General features: G+C 59.1%; 23 protein-coding genes. All 23 read left to right on the top strand.

Features of this window, described 5'->3' with window-relative positions; translation table 11 throughout:
* The first annotated feature begins 1 nt into the window (after position 1).
* A complete protein-coding gene (rpsJ, locus tag ACO6TG_RS02580; protein WP_006936455.1) occupies positions 2-310 on the top strand; it encodes a 30S ribosomal protein S10 in 309 nt (102 codons plus the stop codon).
* A 24-nt stretch (positions 311-334) separates the two neighbouring features.
* On the top strand, positions 335-1,045 hold the full coding sequence (gene rplC, locus ACO6TG_RS02575; RefSeq protein WP_422376725.1) for a 50S ribosomal protein L3: 711 nt from the start codon (positions 335-337) through the stop codon (positions 1,043-1,045).
* Positions 1,045-1,665, top strand: a complete 621-nt coding sequence (rplD, locus tag ACO6TG_RS02570; protein WP_422376724.1) for a 50S ribosomal protein L4 — start codon at positions 1,045-1,047, stop codon at positions 1,663-1,665. The genes rplC and rplD overlap by 1 nt, the downstream gene beginning before the upstream one ends.
* Positions 1,662-1,955, top strand: a complete 294-nt coding sequence (locus tag ACO6TG_RS02565; RefSeq protein ID WP_029061773.1) for a 50S ribosomal protein L23 — start codon at positions 1,662-1,664, stop codon at positions 1,953-1,955. Before rplD ends, ACO6TG_RS02565 begins: the two co-directional genes overlap by 4 nt.
* Positions 1,956-1,973: 18 nt before the next feature.
* The gene (rplB, locus tag ACO6TG_RS02560; protein ID WP_094071099.1) at positions 1,974-2,807 is read left to right on the top strand and encodes a 50S ribosomal protein L2; all 834 of its coding nucleotides are present in this window, start codon (positions 1,974-1,976) and stop codon (positions 2,805-2,807) included.
* Between the two features lie 11 nt (positions 2,808-2,818).
* Positions 2,819-3,097, top strand: a complete 279-nt coding sequence (rpsS, locus tag ACO6TG_RS02555) for a 30S ribosomal protein S19 (RefSeq protein WP_022998243.1) — start codon at positions 2,819-2,821, stop codon at positions 3,095-3,097.
* Between the two features lie 2 nt (positions 3,098-3,099).
* Positions 3,100-3,480, top strand: coding sequence for a 50S ribosomal protein L22 (gene rplV / locus ACO6TG_RS02550; RefSeq protein ID WP_094071098.1), 381 nt, complete (start codon positions 3,100-3,102; stop codon positions 3,478-3,480).
* Positions 3,480-4,208, top strand: coding sequence for a 30S ribosomal protein S3 (rpsC, locus tag ACO6TG_RS02545; protein WP_094071097.1), 729 nt, complete (start codon positions 3,480-3,482; stop codon positions 4,206-4,208). Before rplV ends, rpsC begins: the two co-directional genes overlap by 1 nt.
* 47 nt (positions 4,209-4,255) lie before the next feature.
* Positions 4,256-4,669, top strand: a complete 414-nt coding sequence (gene rplP, locus ACO6TG_RS02540) for a 50S ribosomal protein L16 (RefSeq protein WP_422376723.1) — start codon at positions 4,256-4,258, stop codon at positions 4,667-4,669.
* Positions 4,670-4,687: 18 nt separating this feature from the next.
* Positions 4,688-4,888 carry a 50S ribosomal protein L29 gene (gene rpmC / locus ACO6TG_RS02535; RefSeq protein WP_094071095.1) on the top strand — a complete coding sequence of 67 codons (201 nt, stop codon included), beginning with the start codon at positions 4,688-4,690 and terminating at the stop codon, positions 4,886-4,888.
* A gap of 10 nt (positions 4,889-4,898) precedes the next feature.
* Positions 4,899-5,129, top strand: coding sequence for a 30S ribosomal protein S17 (rpsQ, locus tag ACO6TG_RS02530; protein WP_094071094.1), 231 nt, complete (start codon positions 4,899-4,901; stop codon positions 5,127-5,129).
* Between the two features lie 68 nt (positions 5,130-5,197).
* Positions 5,198-5,566 (top strand): 50S ribosomal protein L14, encoded by a 369-nt coding sequence (rplN, locus tag ACO6TG_RS02525; RefSeq protein WP_008191626.1) that lies wholly within the window; start codon positions 5,198-5,200, stop codon positions 5,564-5,566.
* Positions 5,566-5,883 (top strand): 50S ribosomal protein L24, encoded by a 318-nt coding sequence (gene rplX, locus ACO6TG_RS02520; RefSeq protein ID WP_094071093.1) that lies wholly within the window; start codon positions 5,566-5,568, stop codon positions 5,881-5,883. Before rplN ends, rplX begins: the two co-directional genes overlap by 1 nt.
* Complete coding sequence (gene rplE / locus ACO6TG_RS02515) at positions 5,876-6,433, top strand: 50S ribosomal protein L5 (protein WP_094071092.1); 558 nt, start codon at positions 5,876-5,878, stop codon at positions 6,431-6,433. The genes rplX and rplE overlap by 8 nt, the downstream gene beginning before the upstream one ends.
* A gap of 21 nt (positions 6,434-6,454) precedes the next feature.
* On the top strand, positions 6,455-6,760 hold the full coding sequence (gene rpsN, locus ACO6TG_RS02510; protein ID WP_094071091.1) for a 30S ribosomal protein S14: 306 nt from the start codon (positions 6,455-6,457) through the stop codon (positions 6,758-6,760).
* Between the two features lie 12 nt (positions 6,761-6,772).
* Positions 6,773-7,171: a 30S ribosomal protein S8 gene (gene rpsH / locus ACO6TG_RS02505; RefSeq protein WP_422376722.1), complete on the top strand. Its 399-nt coding sequence runs from the start codon at positions 6,773-6,775 to the stop codon at positions 7,169-7,171.
* A gap of 41 nt (positions 7,172-7,212) precedes the next feature.
* Complete coding sequence (gene rplF, locus ACO6TG_RS02500) at positions 7,213-7,746, top strand: 50S ribosomal protein L6 (protein WP_422376721.1); 534 nt, start codon at positions 7,213-7,215, stop codon at positions 7,744-7,746.
* 13 nt (positions 7,747-7,759) lie between these two features.
* A complete protein-coding gene (gene rplR / locus ACO6TG_RS02495; protein ID WP_094071088.1) occupies positions 7,760-8,122 on the top strand; it encodes a 50S ribosomal protein L18 in 363 nt (120 codons plus the stop codon).
* Positions 8,123-8,164: 42 nt separating this feature from the next.
* Complete coding sequence (gene rpsE, locus ACO6TG_RS02490; RefSeq protein ID WP_422376720.1) at positions 8,165-8,731, top strand: 30S ribosomal protein S5; 567 nt, start codon at positions 8,165-8,167, stop codon at positions 8,729-8,731.
* A 41-nt stretch (positions 8,732-8,772) separates the two neighbouring features.
* Positions 8,773-8,970 carry a 50S ribosomal protein L30 gene (rpmD, locus tag ACO6TG_RS02485; RefSeq protein WP_006936433.1) on the top strand — a complete coding sequence of 66 codons (198 nt, stop codon included), beginning with the start codon at positions 8,773-8,775 and terminating at the stop codon, positions 8,968-8,970.
* A gap of 23 nt (positions 8,971-8,993) precedes the next feature.
* On the top strand, positions 8,994-9,461 hold the full coding sequence (gene rplO, locus ACO6TG_RS02480; RefSeq protein WP_094071086.1) for a 50S ribosomal protein L15: 468 nt from the start codon (positions 8,994-8,996) through the stop codon (positions 9,459-9,461).
* Between the two features lie 47 nt (positions 9,462-9,508).
* A complete protein-coding gene (gene secY / locus ACO6TG_RS02475; RefSeq protein ID WP_094071085.1) occupies positions 9,509-10,840 on the top strand; it encodes a preprotein translocase subunit SecY in 1,332 nt (443 codons plus the stop codon).
* A complete protein-coding gene (locus tag ACO6TG_RS02470; protein WP_094071084.1) occupies positions 10,837-11,433 on the top strand; it encodes an adenylate kinase in 597 nt (198 codons plus the stop codon). The genes secY and ACO6TG_RS02470 overlap by 4 nt, the downstream gene beginning before the upstream one ends.
* Positions 11,434-11,488: the final 55 nt, after the last annotated feature.

Here is an 11,488-nt window from a genome sequence, read left to right as displayed (position 1 = left end):
AATGAACGGTCAGAACATCCGGATCCGCCTCAAGGCGTTTGACCACCGTATTCTGGACGCCTCCACCAAGGAGATCGTCAATACGGCCAAGCGGACCGGTGCTCAGGTACGGGGTCCCGTGCCGCTGCCGACGCGGATCGAGAAGTACACCGTGCTTCGCGGACCGCATATCGATAAGAAAAGCCGCGATCAGTTCGAGATGCGTACGCACAAGCGTCTTCTCGACATCGTCGATCCGACTCCCCAGACCGTGGACGCGCTGATGAAGCTCGACCTGGCGGCTGGTGTCGACGTCGAGATCAAGCTGTAAGCCGGTTCGAAGGGGACACATCCAATGCGTTCTGGAGTGATCGCTCAGAAAGTGGGCATGACCCGCATCTACAACGATGCAGGCGAGCATGTTCCGGTCACCGTGCTGCGGCTGGAAAATTGCCAGGTCGTTGCTCAGCGGACTGATGAGAAGAATGGTTACACTGCACTGCAACTCGGTGCAGGTACCCGCAAGGTAAAGAACACGCCGAAGGCGCTGCGTGGCCACTTTGCAGTTGCAAAGGTCGAGCCGAAGCGGACCGTCGCCGAATTCCGCGTTTCCGCGGACAACCTGATCGACATTGGTGCGGAACTGACCGCTGACCACTACGTCGAAGGTCAGTTCGTCGACGTGACCGGCACCTCCATCGGTAAGGGTTTTGCCGGTGCAATGAAGCGTCACAACTTCGGTGGTGGCCGCGCATCGCACGGTAACTCGATCTCGCACCGTTCACACGGTTCTACCGGTCAGTGTCAGGACCCGGGCCGCGTGTTCAAGGGCAAGAAAATGGCCGGTCACATGGGTGATGCCCGCGTGACCACGCAGAACCTGAAGGTTGTGCGCACTGATGTTGAGCGTGGCCTGATCATGGTCGAGGGCTCTGTTCCGGGCGCCAAGGGCGGCTGGATCCTGGTCCGCGACGCGATCAAAAAGGCGCTGCCGGAAAACGTTCCGGTTCCGGGTGCTTTCAAGGCGTCCGAAGCGACTGAGGCTGCCGGGAAGGAGAGTGAGTGATGGAACTCCAGGTCAAGACCCTCGAAGGTGGGGCGGCCGGTTCGATCACGGTGTCTGACGAGATCTTCGGTCTCGAGCCGCGCACCGATTTGATCCACCGCGTGGTGCGCTGGCAGCTGGCGAAACGCCAGGCTGGCACCCACAAAGCGCTGCAGCGTTCGGAAATCTCCGGCACGACGAAGAAATTCGTCCGCCAGAAGGGCTCCGGCGGCGCACGTCACGGCAACAAGAAGGCTCCGCAGTTCCGCGGTGGTGGCAAGGCTTTCGGCCCGATCGTCCGCGATCACGGCCATGACCTGCCGAAGAAGGTTCGCACCCTCGGCCTGAAGCACGCTCTGTCGGCAAAAGCCAAGGCAGACAGCATCGTTGTCGTTGAAGACGCCAAGGCTGCTGAAGCCAAGACCAAGGCTCTGAAGGCCCAGCTGAACAAGCTTGGACTGACCAGCGCGCTGGTCATCGACGGCGCCGAAGTCGACAACAACTTCGCACTGGCCTCCCGCAACATCCCGCATCTGGATGTGCTGCCGGTTCAGGGCATCAACGTTTACGACATCCTGCGGGCCAACACCCTGGTGTTGACCAAGGCTGCGGTGTCCGCACTTGAGGAGCGCTTCAAATGAGCAAACTTCCTCATTACGACAAGATTGTCGGCCCGGTGATCACCGAAAAGTCGACGATGGCTTCCGAAGAGAACAAGGTTGTCTTCAAGGTTGCAAACGATGCAACCAAGCCGGAAATCAAGGCCGCAGTCGAAGCACTGTTCGGTGTCAAGGTCACGGCAGTGAATACCCTGGTCCGCAAGGGCAAGGTGAAGCGCTTCCGCGGTCGCCTTGGCCGTCAGTCCGACTTCAAGAAGGCCGTCGTTACGCTGCAGGAAGGTCACGGCATCGACGTGACCACCGGGCTCTAAGACGGGGACCAGAAGAAAATGGCACTTAAGACATTCAACCCGACGTCCCCAGGCCGCCGTCAGCTGGTACAGGTTGACCGCTCCGGTCTGTGGAAGGGCAAGCCGGTCAAGACCCTGACCGAAGGCCTGTCCAAGTCCGGTGGCCGCAACAACACCGGCCGCCTGACGTCTCCGAACCGCGGTGGCGGTCACAAGCGGACCTACCGCCTTGTAGACTTCAAGCGCCGCAAGTGGGACGTACCGGCAACGGTCGAGCGCATGGAATACGATCCGAACCGGACCGCATTCATCGCACTGATCCGCTACGAAGACGGTGAGCTGAGCTACATCCTGGCGCCGCAGCGCCTGGCTGAAGGCGACACCGTTGTTGCTGGCGAAAACGTCGACGTGAAGCCGGGCAACGCAGCACCGCTGTCGCGCATTCCGGTCGGCACGATCGTGCACAACATCGAACTGAAGCCCGGCAAGGGCGCTCAGATCGCCCGCTCCGCCGGTGCGTTCGTTCAGATCGTTGGCCGCGACCAGGGTTACACCACGCTTCGCCTGATGTCTGGCGAACAGCGCCGTGTGCTTGGTACTTGCATGGCAACCATTGGCGCCGTGTCCAACCCGGACCACGCCAACGTGAACCTCGGCAAGGCTGGCCGTTCCCGCTGGCTTGGCATTCGCCCGCACACCCGCGGTGTTGCCATGAACCCGATCGACCACCCGCATGGTGGTGGTGAAGGCCGGACTTCCGGTGGTCGTCATCCGGTTACCCCTTGGGGCAAACCGACCAAAGGTAAGCGCACGCGGCGCAATAAGCAGACTGATAAGTATATCGTCCGCAGCCGCCACGCGCGTAAGAAGTAAAGGGCAAGATCGTGGCACGTTCGATCTGGAAAGGTCCGTTTGTCGACGGGTATCTGCTGAAGAAAGCGGACAAGGTACGTGAGTCCGGCCGGAACGAGGTCATCAAGACCTGGAGCCGCCGCTCGACGATCCTGCCGCAGTTCGTCGGTTTGACCTTCGGCGTCTACAACGGTCAAAAGCACGTTCCGGTGCTGGTGTCTGAAGAGATGATTGGTCACAAGTTCGGCGAGTTCTCGCCGTCCCGGACCTACTACGGACACGGCGCCGACAAGAAGGCGAAGAGGAAGTAACGATGGGCAAGCCGAAGAGTGAGCGGACGCTCGCTGACAATGAGGCTCGGGCAATGACGCGGATGATCCGCGTCTCCCCCCGTAAGCTGAACCTCGTTGCGGCCTCGATCCGTGGCAAAAAGGTCGGCTCCGCGATTGCGGACCTGACATTCTCCCGCAAGCGCATCGCGCAGGATGTCAAGAAGACCCTGATGTCCGCCATTGCCAATGCGGAAAACAACCATGACCTGGACATCGACAACCTGGTGGTTGCCGAAGCTCATGTTGGCAAGGCTTTTGTCATCAAGCGTTTCCAGGCCCGTGCACGCGGACGTGTTGGCCGGATCGAGAAGCCTTTCTCGAACCTGACCATCGTCGTGCGCGAAGTTGAGGAGACTGCCTGATGGGACACAAGACAAACCCGATCGGCATGCGCCTCGGGATCAACCGCACCTGGGATTCCCGCTGGTATGCAAACAAGAACGAATACGGCGATCTTCTGCACGAAGATTTCCGCATCCGTGAACTGCTGCTGAAGGAACTGAAGCAGGCTGCGGTGTCCAAAGTGGTCATCGAACGTCCGCACAAGAAGTGCCGCGTGTCCATCCATTCCGGTCGTCCGGGTGTGGTCATCGGCAAGAAGGGTGCTGACATCGAGCGTCTTCGCAAGAAGATCGCCGACATCACCAATTCCGAAGTGCACATCAACATCGTTGAAGTGCGCAAGCCGGAAATCGATGCGACCCTGGTTGCCGCGTCTATCGCTCAGCAGCTGGAACGCCGTGTTGCCTTCCGCCGCGCCATGAAGCGGGCCGTTCAGTCCGCCATGCGTCTCGGCGCCCAGGGCATCCGGATCAACTGCGGCGGCCGTCTCGGCGGTGCGGAAATTGCTCGTATCGAATGGTATCGCGAAGGTCGCGTGCCGCTCCACACCCTGCGTGCCGACATCGACTACGGTGTTGCCAGCGCACACACGGCTTACGGCGTGTGCGGTGTGAAGGTCTGGATCTTCAAAGGTGAAATTCTGGAACACGACCCGATGGCGTCTGAACGCCGTGCGACGTCTGCTTCCGAAGGTAACCAGGGTGATCGCGGCGGACGCCGGGATCGGGGCCGCGAGCGCGCAGCTTAATTCAAGCTGCCTGCCGCTCGTAAGATAAGAAAGACGAGAGAAGAACGATGCTGCAACCGAAGCGCACTAAGTTCCGCAAGCAGCACAAAGGCCGCATCCACGGCTTGTCGAAGGGGGGCACCGACCTCAACTTCGGCGCGTTCGGTCTGAAGGCTGTTGAGCCGGAGCGTGTGACTGCACGTCAGATCGAAGCGGCCCGTCGTGCTATGACCCGCCACATGAAGCGTGCTGGTCGTGTTTGGATCCGGATCTTCCCGGACCTGCCGGTTTCCTCGAAGCCTGCTGAAGTCCGCATGGGTAAAGGTAAGGGTTCTCCGGATTACTGGGCTTGCCGTGTCAAGCCTGGCCGGATCATGTTCGAGATTGACGGTGTGTCGGAAGAGATCGCACGTGAAGCGATGCGTCTTGCCGCTGCCAAACTGCCGATCAAATGCCGTTTCGTTCAGCGTATCGGCGAGTAAGGCAGAGGAGTTTAAGCCATGAAGGCGACCGATGTACGGGCTAAGACCCTCGACGAGCTCCGCACGGAACTCGAAGGCCTGAAGAAAGAGCAGTTCAACCTGCGCTTCCAGAAGGCAACGGGTCAGCTTGAAAACACTGCGCGTGTCCGGCAGATCCGCCGCGACATCGCGCGTATCCAGACGATCATGCGCGAGAAGCGCGTGTCGGCGAACGCGTAAGGAGACGGCCATGCCGAAGCGTATCCTGCAGGGCACCGTTGTCAGCGACGCCAATGACAAAACGGTGACGGTGAACGTGGAGCGTCGCTTCACGCACCCGCTGCTCAAGAAGACTGTGCGCCGGACGAAGAAGTACCGCGCACACGACGAAAACAACCAGTACAAGGTTGGCGATTCTGTTCAGATTGAAGAGTGCTCGCCGATCTCGAAAAACAAGCGTTGGACCGTGGTCACTCAGTGACCGCTGTTCAATAGTGAGCATCAGGCGCTCGTGACCCGAGCGCCAAGAAAAGAACAAGGCAGCCAGTCATGATTCAGATGCAAACAAACCTCGACGTCGCCGACAATTCCGGCGCCCGTCGTGTCATGTGCATCAAAGTGCTCGGCGGCTCCAAGCGTAAATATGCCCAGGTAGGCGACATCATCGTCGTCTCCGTCAAAGAGGCTATTCCGCGGGGCCGCGTTAAGAAGGGCGACGTGATGAAGGCTGTCGTCGTGCGCACGGCAAAGGATATCCGCCGTCCCGATGGCAGCGTGATCCGGTTCGACCGCAATGCGGCCGTGCTGGTCAACAACAACAAGGAGCCTGTCGGCACCCGTATCTTTGGTCCGGTGCCGCGTGAACTCCGCGCAAAGAACCACATGAAGATCATTTCGCTCGCGCCGGAGGTGCTCTGATGGCTGCGAAAATTAAAAAAGGCGACACGGTGGTCGTGCTGACCGGCCGTGACAAGGGTAAATCCGGCGAAGTCGTTCAGATGCTGCCGGCCGACAACAAGGCCCTGGTCCGCGGAATCAACATGGTCCGCCGTCACCAGAAGCAGACCCAGACGCAGGAAGCAGGCATCGTGGCCAAGGAAGCTCCGATCCACCTGTCCAACATCGCGCTGGCCGATCCGAAGGACGGCAAGGCGACCCGCGTCGGCTTCAAAGTGCAGGAAGACGGCACCAAGGTTCGTGTGGCCAAGCGCTCGGGAGATCTGATCGATGGCTGAGACCACTTACGTGCCGCGTCTCAAGACGCATTATGATGAAGTCGTGCGCAAGCAGCTTCTTGAGAAGTTCCAGTACAAGAACGTCATGCAGGTTCCGCAGCTGGAAAAGATCGTCCTGAACATCGGTGTCGGTGAGGCAGTTGGCGATTCCAAGAAGGCGCGCACCGCTGCTGAAGACCTGGCGGCAATCGCCGGTCAGAAGCCGGTCATCACCAAGGCCAAGAAATCCATCGCGACCTTCAAGGTCCGCGAAGGCATGCCGCTGGGTGCCAAGGTGACCCTGCGCCGCCAGCAGATGTTCGAATTCATGGATCGCCTGATCACCATCGCGCTGCCGCGCGTTCGTGACTTCCGTGGTCTGAATCCGAAGAGCTTCGACGGTCGCGGCAACTACGCCATGGGCATCAAAGAACACATCGTGTTCCCGGAAATCGAGTACGACAAGGTCGACCAGATCTGGGGCATGGACGTGATCGTTTGCACCACGGCGCCGACGGATGACGAGGCGCGCGAGCTTCTGCGCGCGTTCAACTTCCCGTTCACGAAGTAACGGGCAAGGAAGGGAACGACGATGGCGAAGAAAAGCGCAGTCGAAAAAAACAAGCGCCGCGAGAAGCTTGTCAAGAAATACGCTGAGAAGCGCGCTGCTCTGAAGGCAATGGCTAAAGATGAAAGCCTGTCCCTGGAAGAGCGCTACAACGCCCGCCTGAAGCTGGCGAAACTGCCGCGGAACTCCGCGCCGAACCGCGTTCGCAACCGTTGCGAAGTGTCCGGCCGTCCGCGCGGTTTCTACCGCAAGCTGAAGATGTCGCGTATTGCGCTTCGTGAACTGGGCTCCCTGGGCAAGATCCCGGGCCTGGTCAAGTCGAGCTGGTAAGGAGAAACTCCGATGGCAATTTCTGATCCGTTGGGGGATATGCTGACCCGGATTCGCAACGCGCAGATGCGTCGCAAGAACAAGGTCAGTTCACCAAAATCCAAATTGCGTGCACATGTACTTGATGTGCTGGCAAAAGAGGGTTACATCCGTGGCTACACCACGGTGGAATACGAGGGCGGTAAGTCCGAGTTGGAAATCGAACTGAAGTATTTCGACGGTGAGCCGGTTATCCGCACGATTGAGCGGGTGTCCAAGCCGGGTCGCCGCGTGTACTCGTCGGTGAAAAACATCCCGCATGTCTCTAATGGCCTGGGCGTGTCGATCATTTCGACCCCGCGTGGCGTCATGAGCGACCATCAGGCGCGGGAAGAAAACGTAGGTGGTGAGGTTCTTTGCCGCGTCTTCTGATGCGGCATCCTCGCTTTTGAAACAACGACAAGGTTGGTCAAATGTCTCGTATTGGCAAAAAGCCAGTCCCCGTGCCGAGCGGGGTAACGGCATCGATCGACGGTCAGACAGTTGTGATCAAGGGCCCGAAAGGCGAAAAGTCTTTCGTGCTCAATGATCTTGTTCTGGCCGAAATGACGGATGACGGGATCAAAATCGATCCGCGCAACACTTCCAAGCCGGCCCGCTCCATGTGGGGCATGAGCCGGACCATGGTGCAGAACCTGATCACGGGTGTGACCGAGGGCTTCAAGAAAGACCTCGCTATCACCGGTGTCGGTTACCGTGCACAGGTCCAGGGTCAAAATCTTCAGCTGGCGCTGGGTTTCTCGCACGACGTCGTCTATCCGATCCCGGAAGGCATCGAAATCAAGTGCCCGAAACCGACGGAAATCAACATCACCGGTACCGACAAACAGCGTGTCGGCCAGGTGGCTGCTGAAATCCGCGAATTCCGCCCGCCGGAGCCGTATAAAGGCAAAGGCGTTCGTTATGCAGACGAGTTCATCGTCCGCAAAGAAGGCAAGAAGAAGTAACGGACCTTAGATCATGGCGAATAGCAAACAAGCTTTCGAGCGCCGCCGCGATCGCGTGCGTCGTTCGATCCAGAAAGCCGCGAACGGTCGTCCGCGCCTTTCTGTCTTCCGCTCGTCCAAGCAGATCTACGCCCAGATCATCGACGATGCGAAGGGGCACACCATTGCCTCTGCTTCTACGATCGAGTCGGATCTCAAGGGCAGCCTGAAAACAGGCGCCGACGTTGCAGCAGCTGCTGCCGTTGGCAAGCTTGTTGCCGAGCGCGCAGTCGCTGCCGGCGTCAAGCAAGTCGTGTTTGACCGTGGCGGGTACATGTTTCACGGGCGCGTCAAGGCGCTTGCTGATGCGGCCCGCGAAGGTGGACTTGAATTCTGATCAGCGCTCTTGAAGCGCTCTTAAGAACGGAAGACAAATAAAATGGCGAGACAGGAAAATCGCGATCGCGAAGAGCGAGACAGCGAATTCGTCGACAAGCTCGTTCACATCAACCGCGTTGCCAAGGTGGTCAAGGGTGGCCGTCGTTTCGGCTTTGCCGCGCTGGTAGTGGTTGGTGATCAGAAGGGCCGTGTCGGCTTCGGTCATGGCAAGGCACGCGAAGTGCCGGAAGCCATCCGGAAAGCAACTGAAGCTGCAAAGCGCACCATGATCCGTGTGCCGCTGCGCGAGGGCCGGACCCTTCACCACGATGTGGAAGGCCGTCACGGCGCTGGCAAGGTTCTGCTGCGTGCGGCTCCGGCCGGTACCGGTATCATTGCAGGCGGCCCGATGCGTGCCGTTTTCGAAACGCTCGGTGTTCAGGACGTTGTGGCCAAGTCGCTGGGGACTTCCAACCCCTACAACATGGTTCGTGCAACCTTCAACGCACTGACCAAGGAAGACAGCCCGCGCTCCGTCGCTGCCCGCCGTGGCCTCAAGGTCTCGGTTCTGCAGTCCCGGCGTCGTGACAACACCGATGATGCGGCTCCGGCTGCTGCCGAGGCTTGATCTCGGCGGCTCCGGTCCCCAGCTGATAGAGGGTAGGTTCCATGGCGAACACCGAAAAGACTGTAACGGTCGAACAGATCGGCAGCCCGCTGCGCCGTCCTAAGGACCAGCGCGCGACGCTTGTCGGTCTCGGCCTGAACAAGATGCACCGCCGTTCCACACTGAAGGACACTCCTGAAGTGCGCGGCATGATCAATAAGGTCCAGCATCTCGTTCGCGTCGTCGAAGACAACGCATAAGAACGGGGTGAGGAGATAAGAACATGAAGCTCAACGAACTTCGTGACAATGAAGGTGCCGTAAAAGACCGCATGCGTGTCGGTCGCGGCATCGGTTCCGGCAAGGGCAAGACTGGCGGCCGTGGTGTCAAAGGTCAGAAATCCCGTTCCGGCGTTGCCATCAAAGGCTTTGAAGGCGGTCAGATGCCGCTTCACCGCCGTCTGCCGAAGCGCGGCTTCACGAACATTTTTGCCAAGGACTACAACACTGTGTCCGTTGGCCGTGTTCAGAAGGCGATCGACGCAGGCAAGCTGAATGCGTCCGAGACGGTTACCGTCGAAGCGTTGAAGGCTGCTGGTGTAGTCAAGCGGGTCCGTGACGGTGTGCGCATCGTTGCCAACGGTGAACTCACCGCTGCAGTGACCTTCGAAGTTGCCGGTGCCTCCAAAGGCGCTGTTGCAGCGATCGAAAAAGCAGGCGGCAAGGTAGCCGTCCTGGGAGCTCAGGCTTAACAGCCTGGGCTTCACCCATTTCCTGGGCAAGCATACCGGAGTAGGGCATGGCATCCGCCGCCGAGCAACTGGCGTCAAATCTCAATTTCTCAGCTTTCGCCAAGGCTGAAGAACTCAAAAAGCGCATCTGGTTCACACTGGGGGCGCTTTTGGTTTATCGACTGGGCACTTACATTCCGCTGCCCGGTATCAATCCTGAAGCTTTCGCGCAGGCCTTCAGCCAGGCCCAGTCCGGCATTATCGGCATGTTCAACATGTTTGCCGGTGGTGCGGTCGAGCGCATGGCGATCTTCGCCCTCGGCATCATGCCGTATATTTCTGCCTCCATTATCATGCAGCTCATGACGACGGTCGTCCCGACGCTTGAGCAGATGAAGAAGGAAGGCGAGCAGGGCCGGAAAGTCATCAACCAGTACACCCGCTACGGCACTGTGATCCTGGCAGCGTTCCAAGCCTACGGCATTGCGGTGGGGCTGGAAAGCGCGACCAACGTCGTTACCGATCCGGGCTGGTTCTTCCGGGCCTCCACGGTGATCACGCTGGTCGGCGGCACCATGTTCCTGATGTGGCTGGGTGAACAGATCACGTCGCGCGGTATCGGTAACGGTATCTCGCTGATCATCTTTGCCGGCATCGTCGCCGGGCTGCCGTCGGCCGTGGTGCAGACGCTTGAGCTTGGCCGTCAGGGCTCTCTTGCGACCTGGATCATCCTGGCCGTCATCATCCTGGCAGTGGTCGTCATCGGCTTTATCGTGTTCATGGAACGCGCGCAGCGCCGGCTTCTGATCCAGTATCCGAAGCGCCAGATGGGCAACCGCATGTTCGAGGGCAACACCTCGTTCCTGCCGCTCAAGCTGAACACCGCCGGTGTGATTCCACCGATCTTTGCTTCGTCTCTGCTGCTGGTGCCTGCGACCTTGTCCGGGTTCGGCCAGGGTGGCGGCAATGAATGGCTGACCTACATCACTGCGGCGCTTGGTCACGGGCAACCGCTGTTCATGGTCTTTTATGCGGCCATGATCATCTTCTTCTGTTTCTTCTATACCGCGATTGTCTTCAATCCGAGCGACACCGCGGACAACCTGAAGAAACATGGCGGCTTCATTCCGGGTATCCGCCCGGGTGAGCGTACGGCGCAGTACATTGACTTCGTTCTCACGCGCATTACGGTGGTAGGTGCCATTTACATCACCATCGTTTGTCTATTACCCGAATTCCTCATTTCGGCGACAGGCGTTCCGTTCTATTTCGGGGGGACTTCTCTGCTGATTGTCGTAAGTGTGACAATGGATACCGTGTCACAGATCCAGGGCCACCTGCTTGCGCATCAGTATGAAGGTCTGGTGAAAAAAGCGAAGCTCAGGGGGAAACGTCGATGAGGCTAATTCTGGTAGGACCGCCAGGAGCGGGGAAGGGGACGCAGGCAGCGCATCTAGTTGCCAAATACGGCATCCCGCAGCTCTCCACCGGAGATATGCTGCGGGCAGCGGTTGCGGCCCAGACCCCGGTCGGCCTCAAGGCCAAGGAAGCGATGGATTCCGGTGGCCTTGTCTCCGACGAGATCGTGGTCGGCATTATCCGGGACCGGATTGCCGAAGACGATGCCAAGGGCGGTTTTATCCTGGATGGCTTCCCGCGGACCGTGGCTCAAGCCGACGCGCTTGCGCAGATGCTTCAGCAGGGCAACGTGAAGATCAACGCGGTTCTTGAGCTGCGTGTCGACCAGAACAACCTGGTCGACCGGATCATCAAGCGGGCCGAAGATGCCAAGGCTGCCGGTCAGCCGGTGCGCAAGGACGACGACCCGGAAGTGTTCAAGCAACGCCTTGAGGAATACAACCGCTACACCGCAGATGTCGTGCCCTATTACGAGAAGGCAGGCCTGCTTTCCGTAATCGATGGCATGCAGTCCATTGAACAAGTAACGGCCTCGATAGAATCCGTTCTTCAAGGACTTGACGAAAAGGTTTAGAGCCGTTAAACGACGCGCTCTACCTTACAGTTGAGCCGGTTCCATGTAAGTGGGA

It is taken from the genome of Roseibium sp. (assembly GCF_965233565.1).
GTDB lineage: Bacteria > Pseudomonadota > Alphaproteobacteria > Rhizobiales > Stappiaceae > Roseibium.
This window is presented reverse-complemented; position numbering and strand designations above follow the sequence as displayed.

Coding starts and splice junctions, on each gene's coding strand:
- rpsH (WP_422376722.1), top strand. CDS start 6,773: ATGGCAATTTCTGATCCGTTGGGGGATATGCTGACCCGGATTCGCAAC.
- rpsN (WP_094071091.1), top strand. CDS start 6,455: ATGGCGAAGAAAAGCGCAGTCGAAAAAAACAAGCGCCGCGAGAAGCTT.
- rplF (WP_422376721.1), top strand. CDS start 7,213: ATGTCTCGTATTGGCAAAAAGCCAGTCCCCGTGCCGAGCGGGGTAACG.
- rpsE (WP_422376720.1), top strand. CDS start 8,165: ATGGCGAGACAGGAAAATCGCGATCGCGAAGAGCGAGACAGCGAATTC.
- rpsQ (WP_094071094.1), top strand. CDS start 4,899: ATGCCGAAGCGTATCCTGCAGGGCACCGTTGTCAGCGACGCCAATGAC.
- rplR (WP_094071088.1), top strand. CDS start 7,760: ATGGCGAATAGCAAACAAGCTTTCGAGCGCCGCCGCGATCGCGTGCGT.
- rplB (WP_094071099.1), top strand. CDS start 1,974: ATGGCACTTAAGACATTCAACCCGACGTCCCCAGGCCGCCGTCAGCTG.
- rplV (WP_094071098.1), top strand. CDS start 3,100: ATGGGCAAGCCGAAGAGTGAGCGGACGCTCGCTGACAATGAGGCTCGG.
- rpsC (WP_094071097.1), top strand. CDS start 3,480: ATGGGACACAAGACAAACCCGATCGGCATGCGCCTCGGGATCAACCGC.
- rplX (WP_094071093.1), top strand. CDS start 5,566: ATGGCTGCGAAAATTAAAAAAGGCGACACGGTGGTCGTGCTGACCGGC.
- rplO (WP_094071086.1), top strand. CDS start 8,994: ATGAAGCTCAACGAACTTCGTGACAATGAAGGTGCCGTAAAAGACCGC.
- rpsJ (WP_006936455.1), top strand. CDS start 2: ATGAACGGTCAGAACATCCGGATCCGCCTCAAGGCGTTTGACCACCGT.
- rplN (WP_008191626.1), top strand. CDS start 5,198: ATGATTCAGATGCAAACAAACCTCGACGTCGCCGACAATTCCGGCGCC.
- rpmD (WP_006936433.1), top strand. CDS start 8,773: ATGGCGAACACCGAAAAGACTGTAACGGTCGAACAGATCGGCAGCCCG.
- rplP (WP_422376723.1), top strand. CDS start 4,256: ATGCTGCAACCGAAGCGCACTAAGTTCCGCAAGCAGCACAAAGGCCGC.
- ACO6TG_RS02565 (WP_029061773.1), top strand. CDS start 1,662: ATGAGCAAACTTCCTCATTACGACAAGATTGTCGGCCCGGTGATCACC.
- rpmC (WP_094071095.1), top strand. CDS start 4,688: ATGAAGGCGACCGATGTACGGGCTAAGACCCTCGACGAGCTCCGCACG.
- rplC (WP_422376725.1), top strand. CDS start 335: ATGCGTTCTGGAGTGATCGCTCAGAAAGTGGGCATGACCCGCATCTAC.
- rplE (WP_094071092.1), top strand. CDS start 5,876: ATGGCTGAGACCACTTACGTGCCGCGTCTCAAGACGCATTATGATGAA.
- secY (WP_094071085.1), top strand. CDS start 9,509: ATGGCATCCGCCGCCGAGCAACTGGCGTCAAATCTCAATTTCTCAGCT.
- ACO6TG_RS02470 (WP_094071084.1), top strand. CDS start 10,837: ATGAGGCTAATTCTGGTAGGACCGCCAGGAGCGGGGAAGGGGACGCAG.
- rplD (WP_422376724.1), top strand. CDS start 1,045: ATGGAACTCCAGGTCAAGACCCTCGAAGGTGGGGCGGCCGGTTCGATC.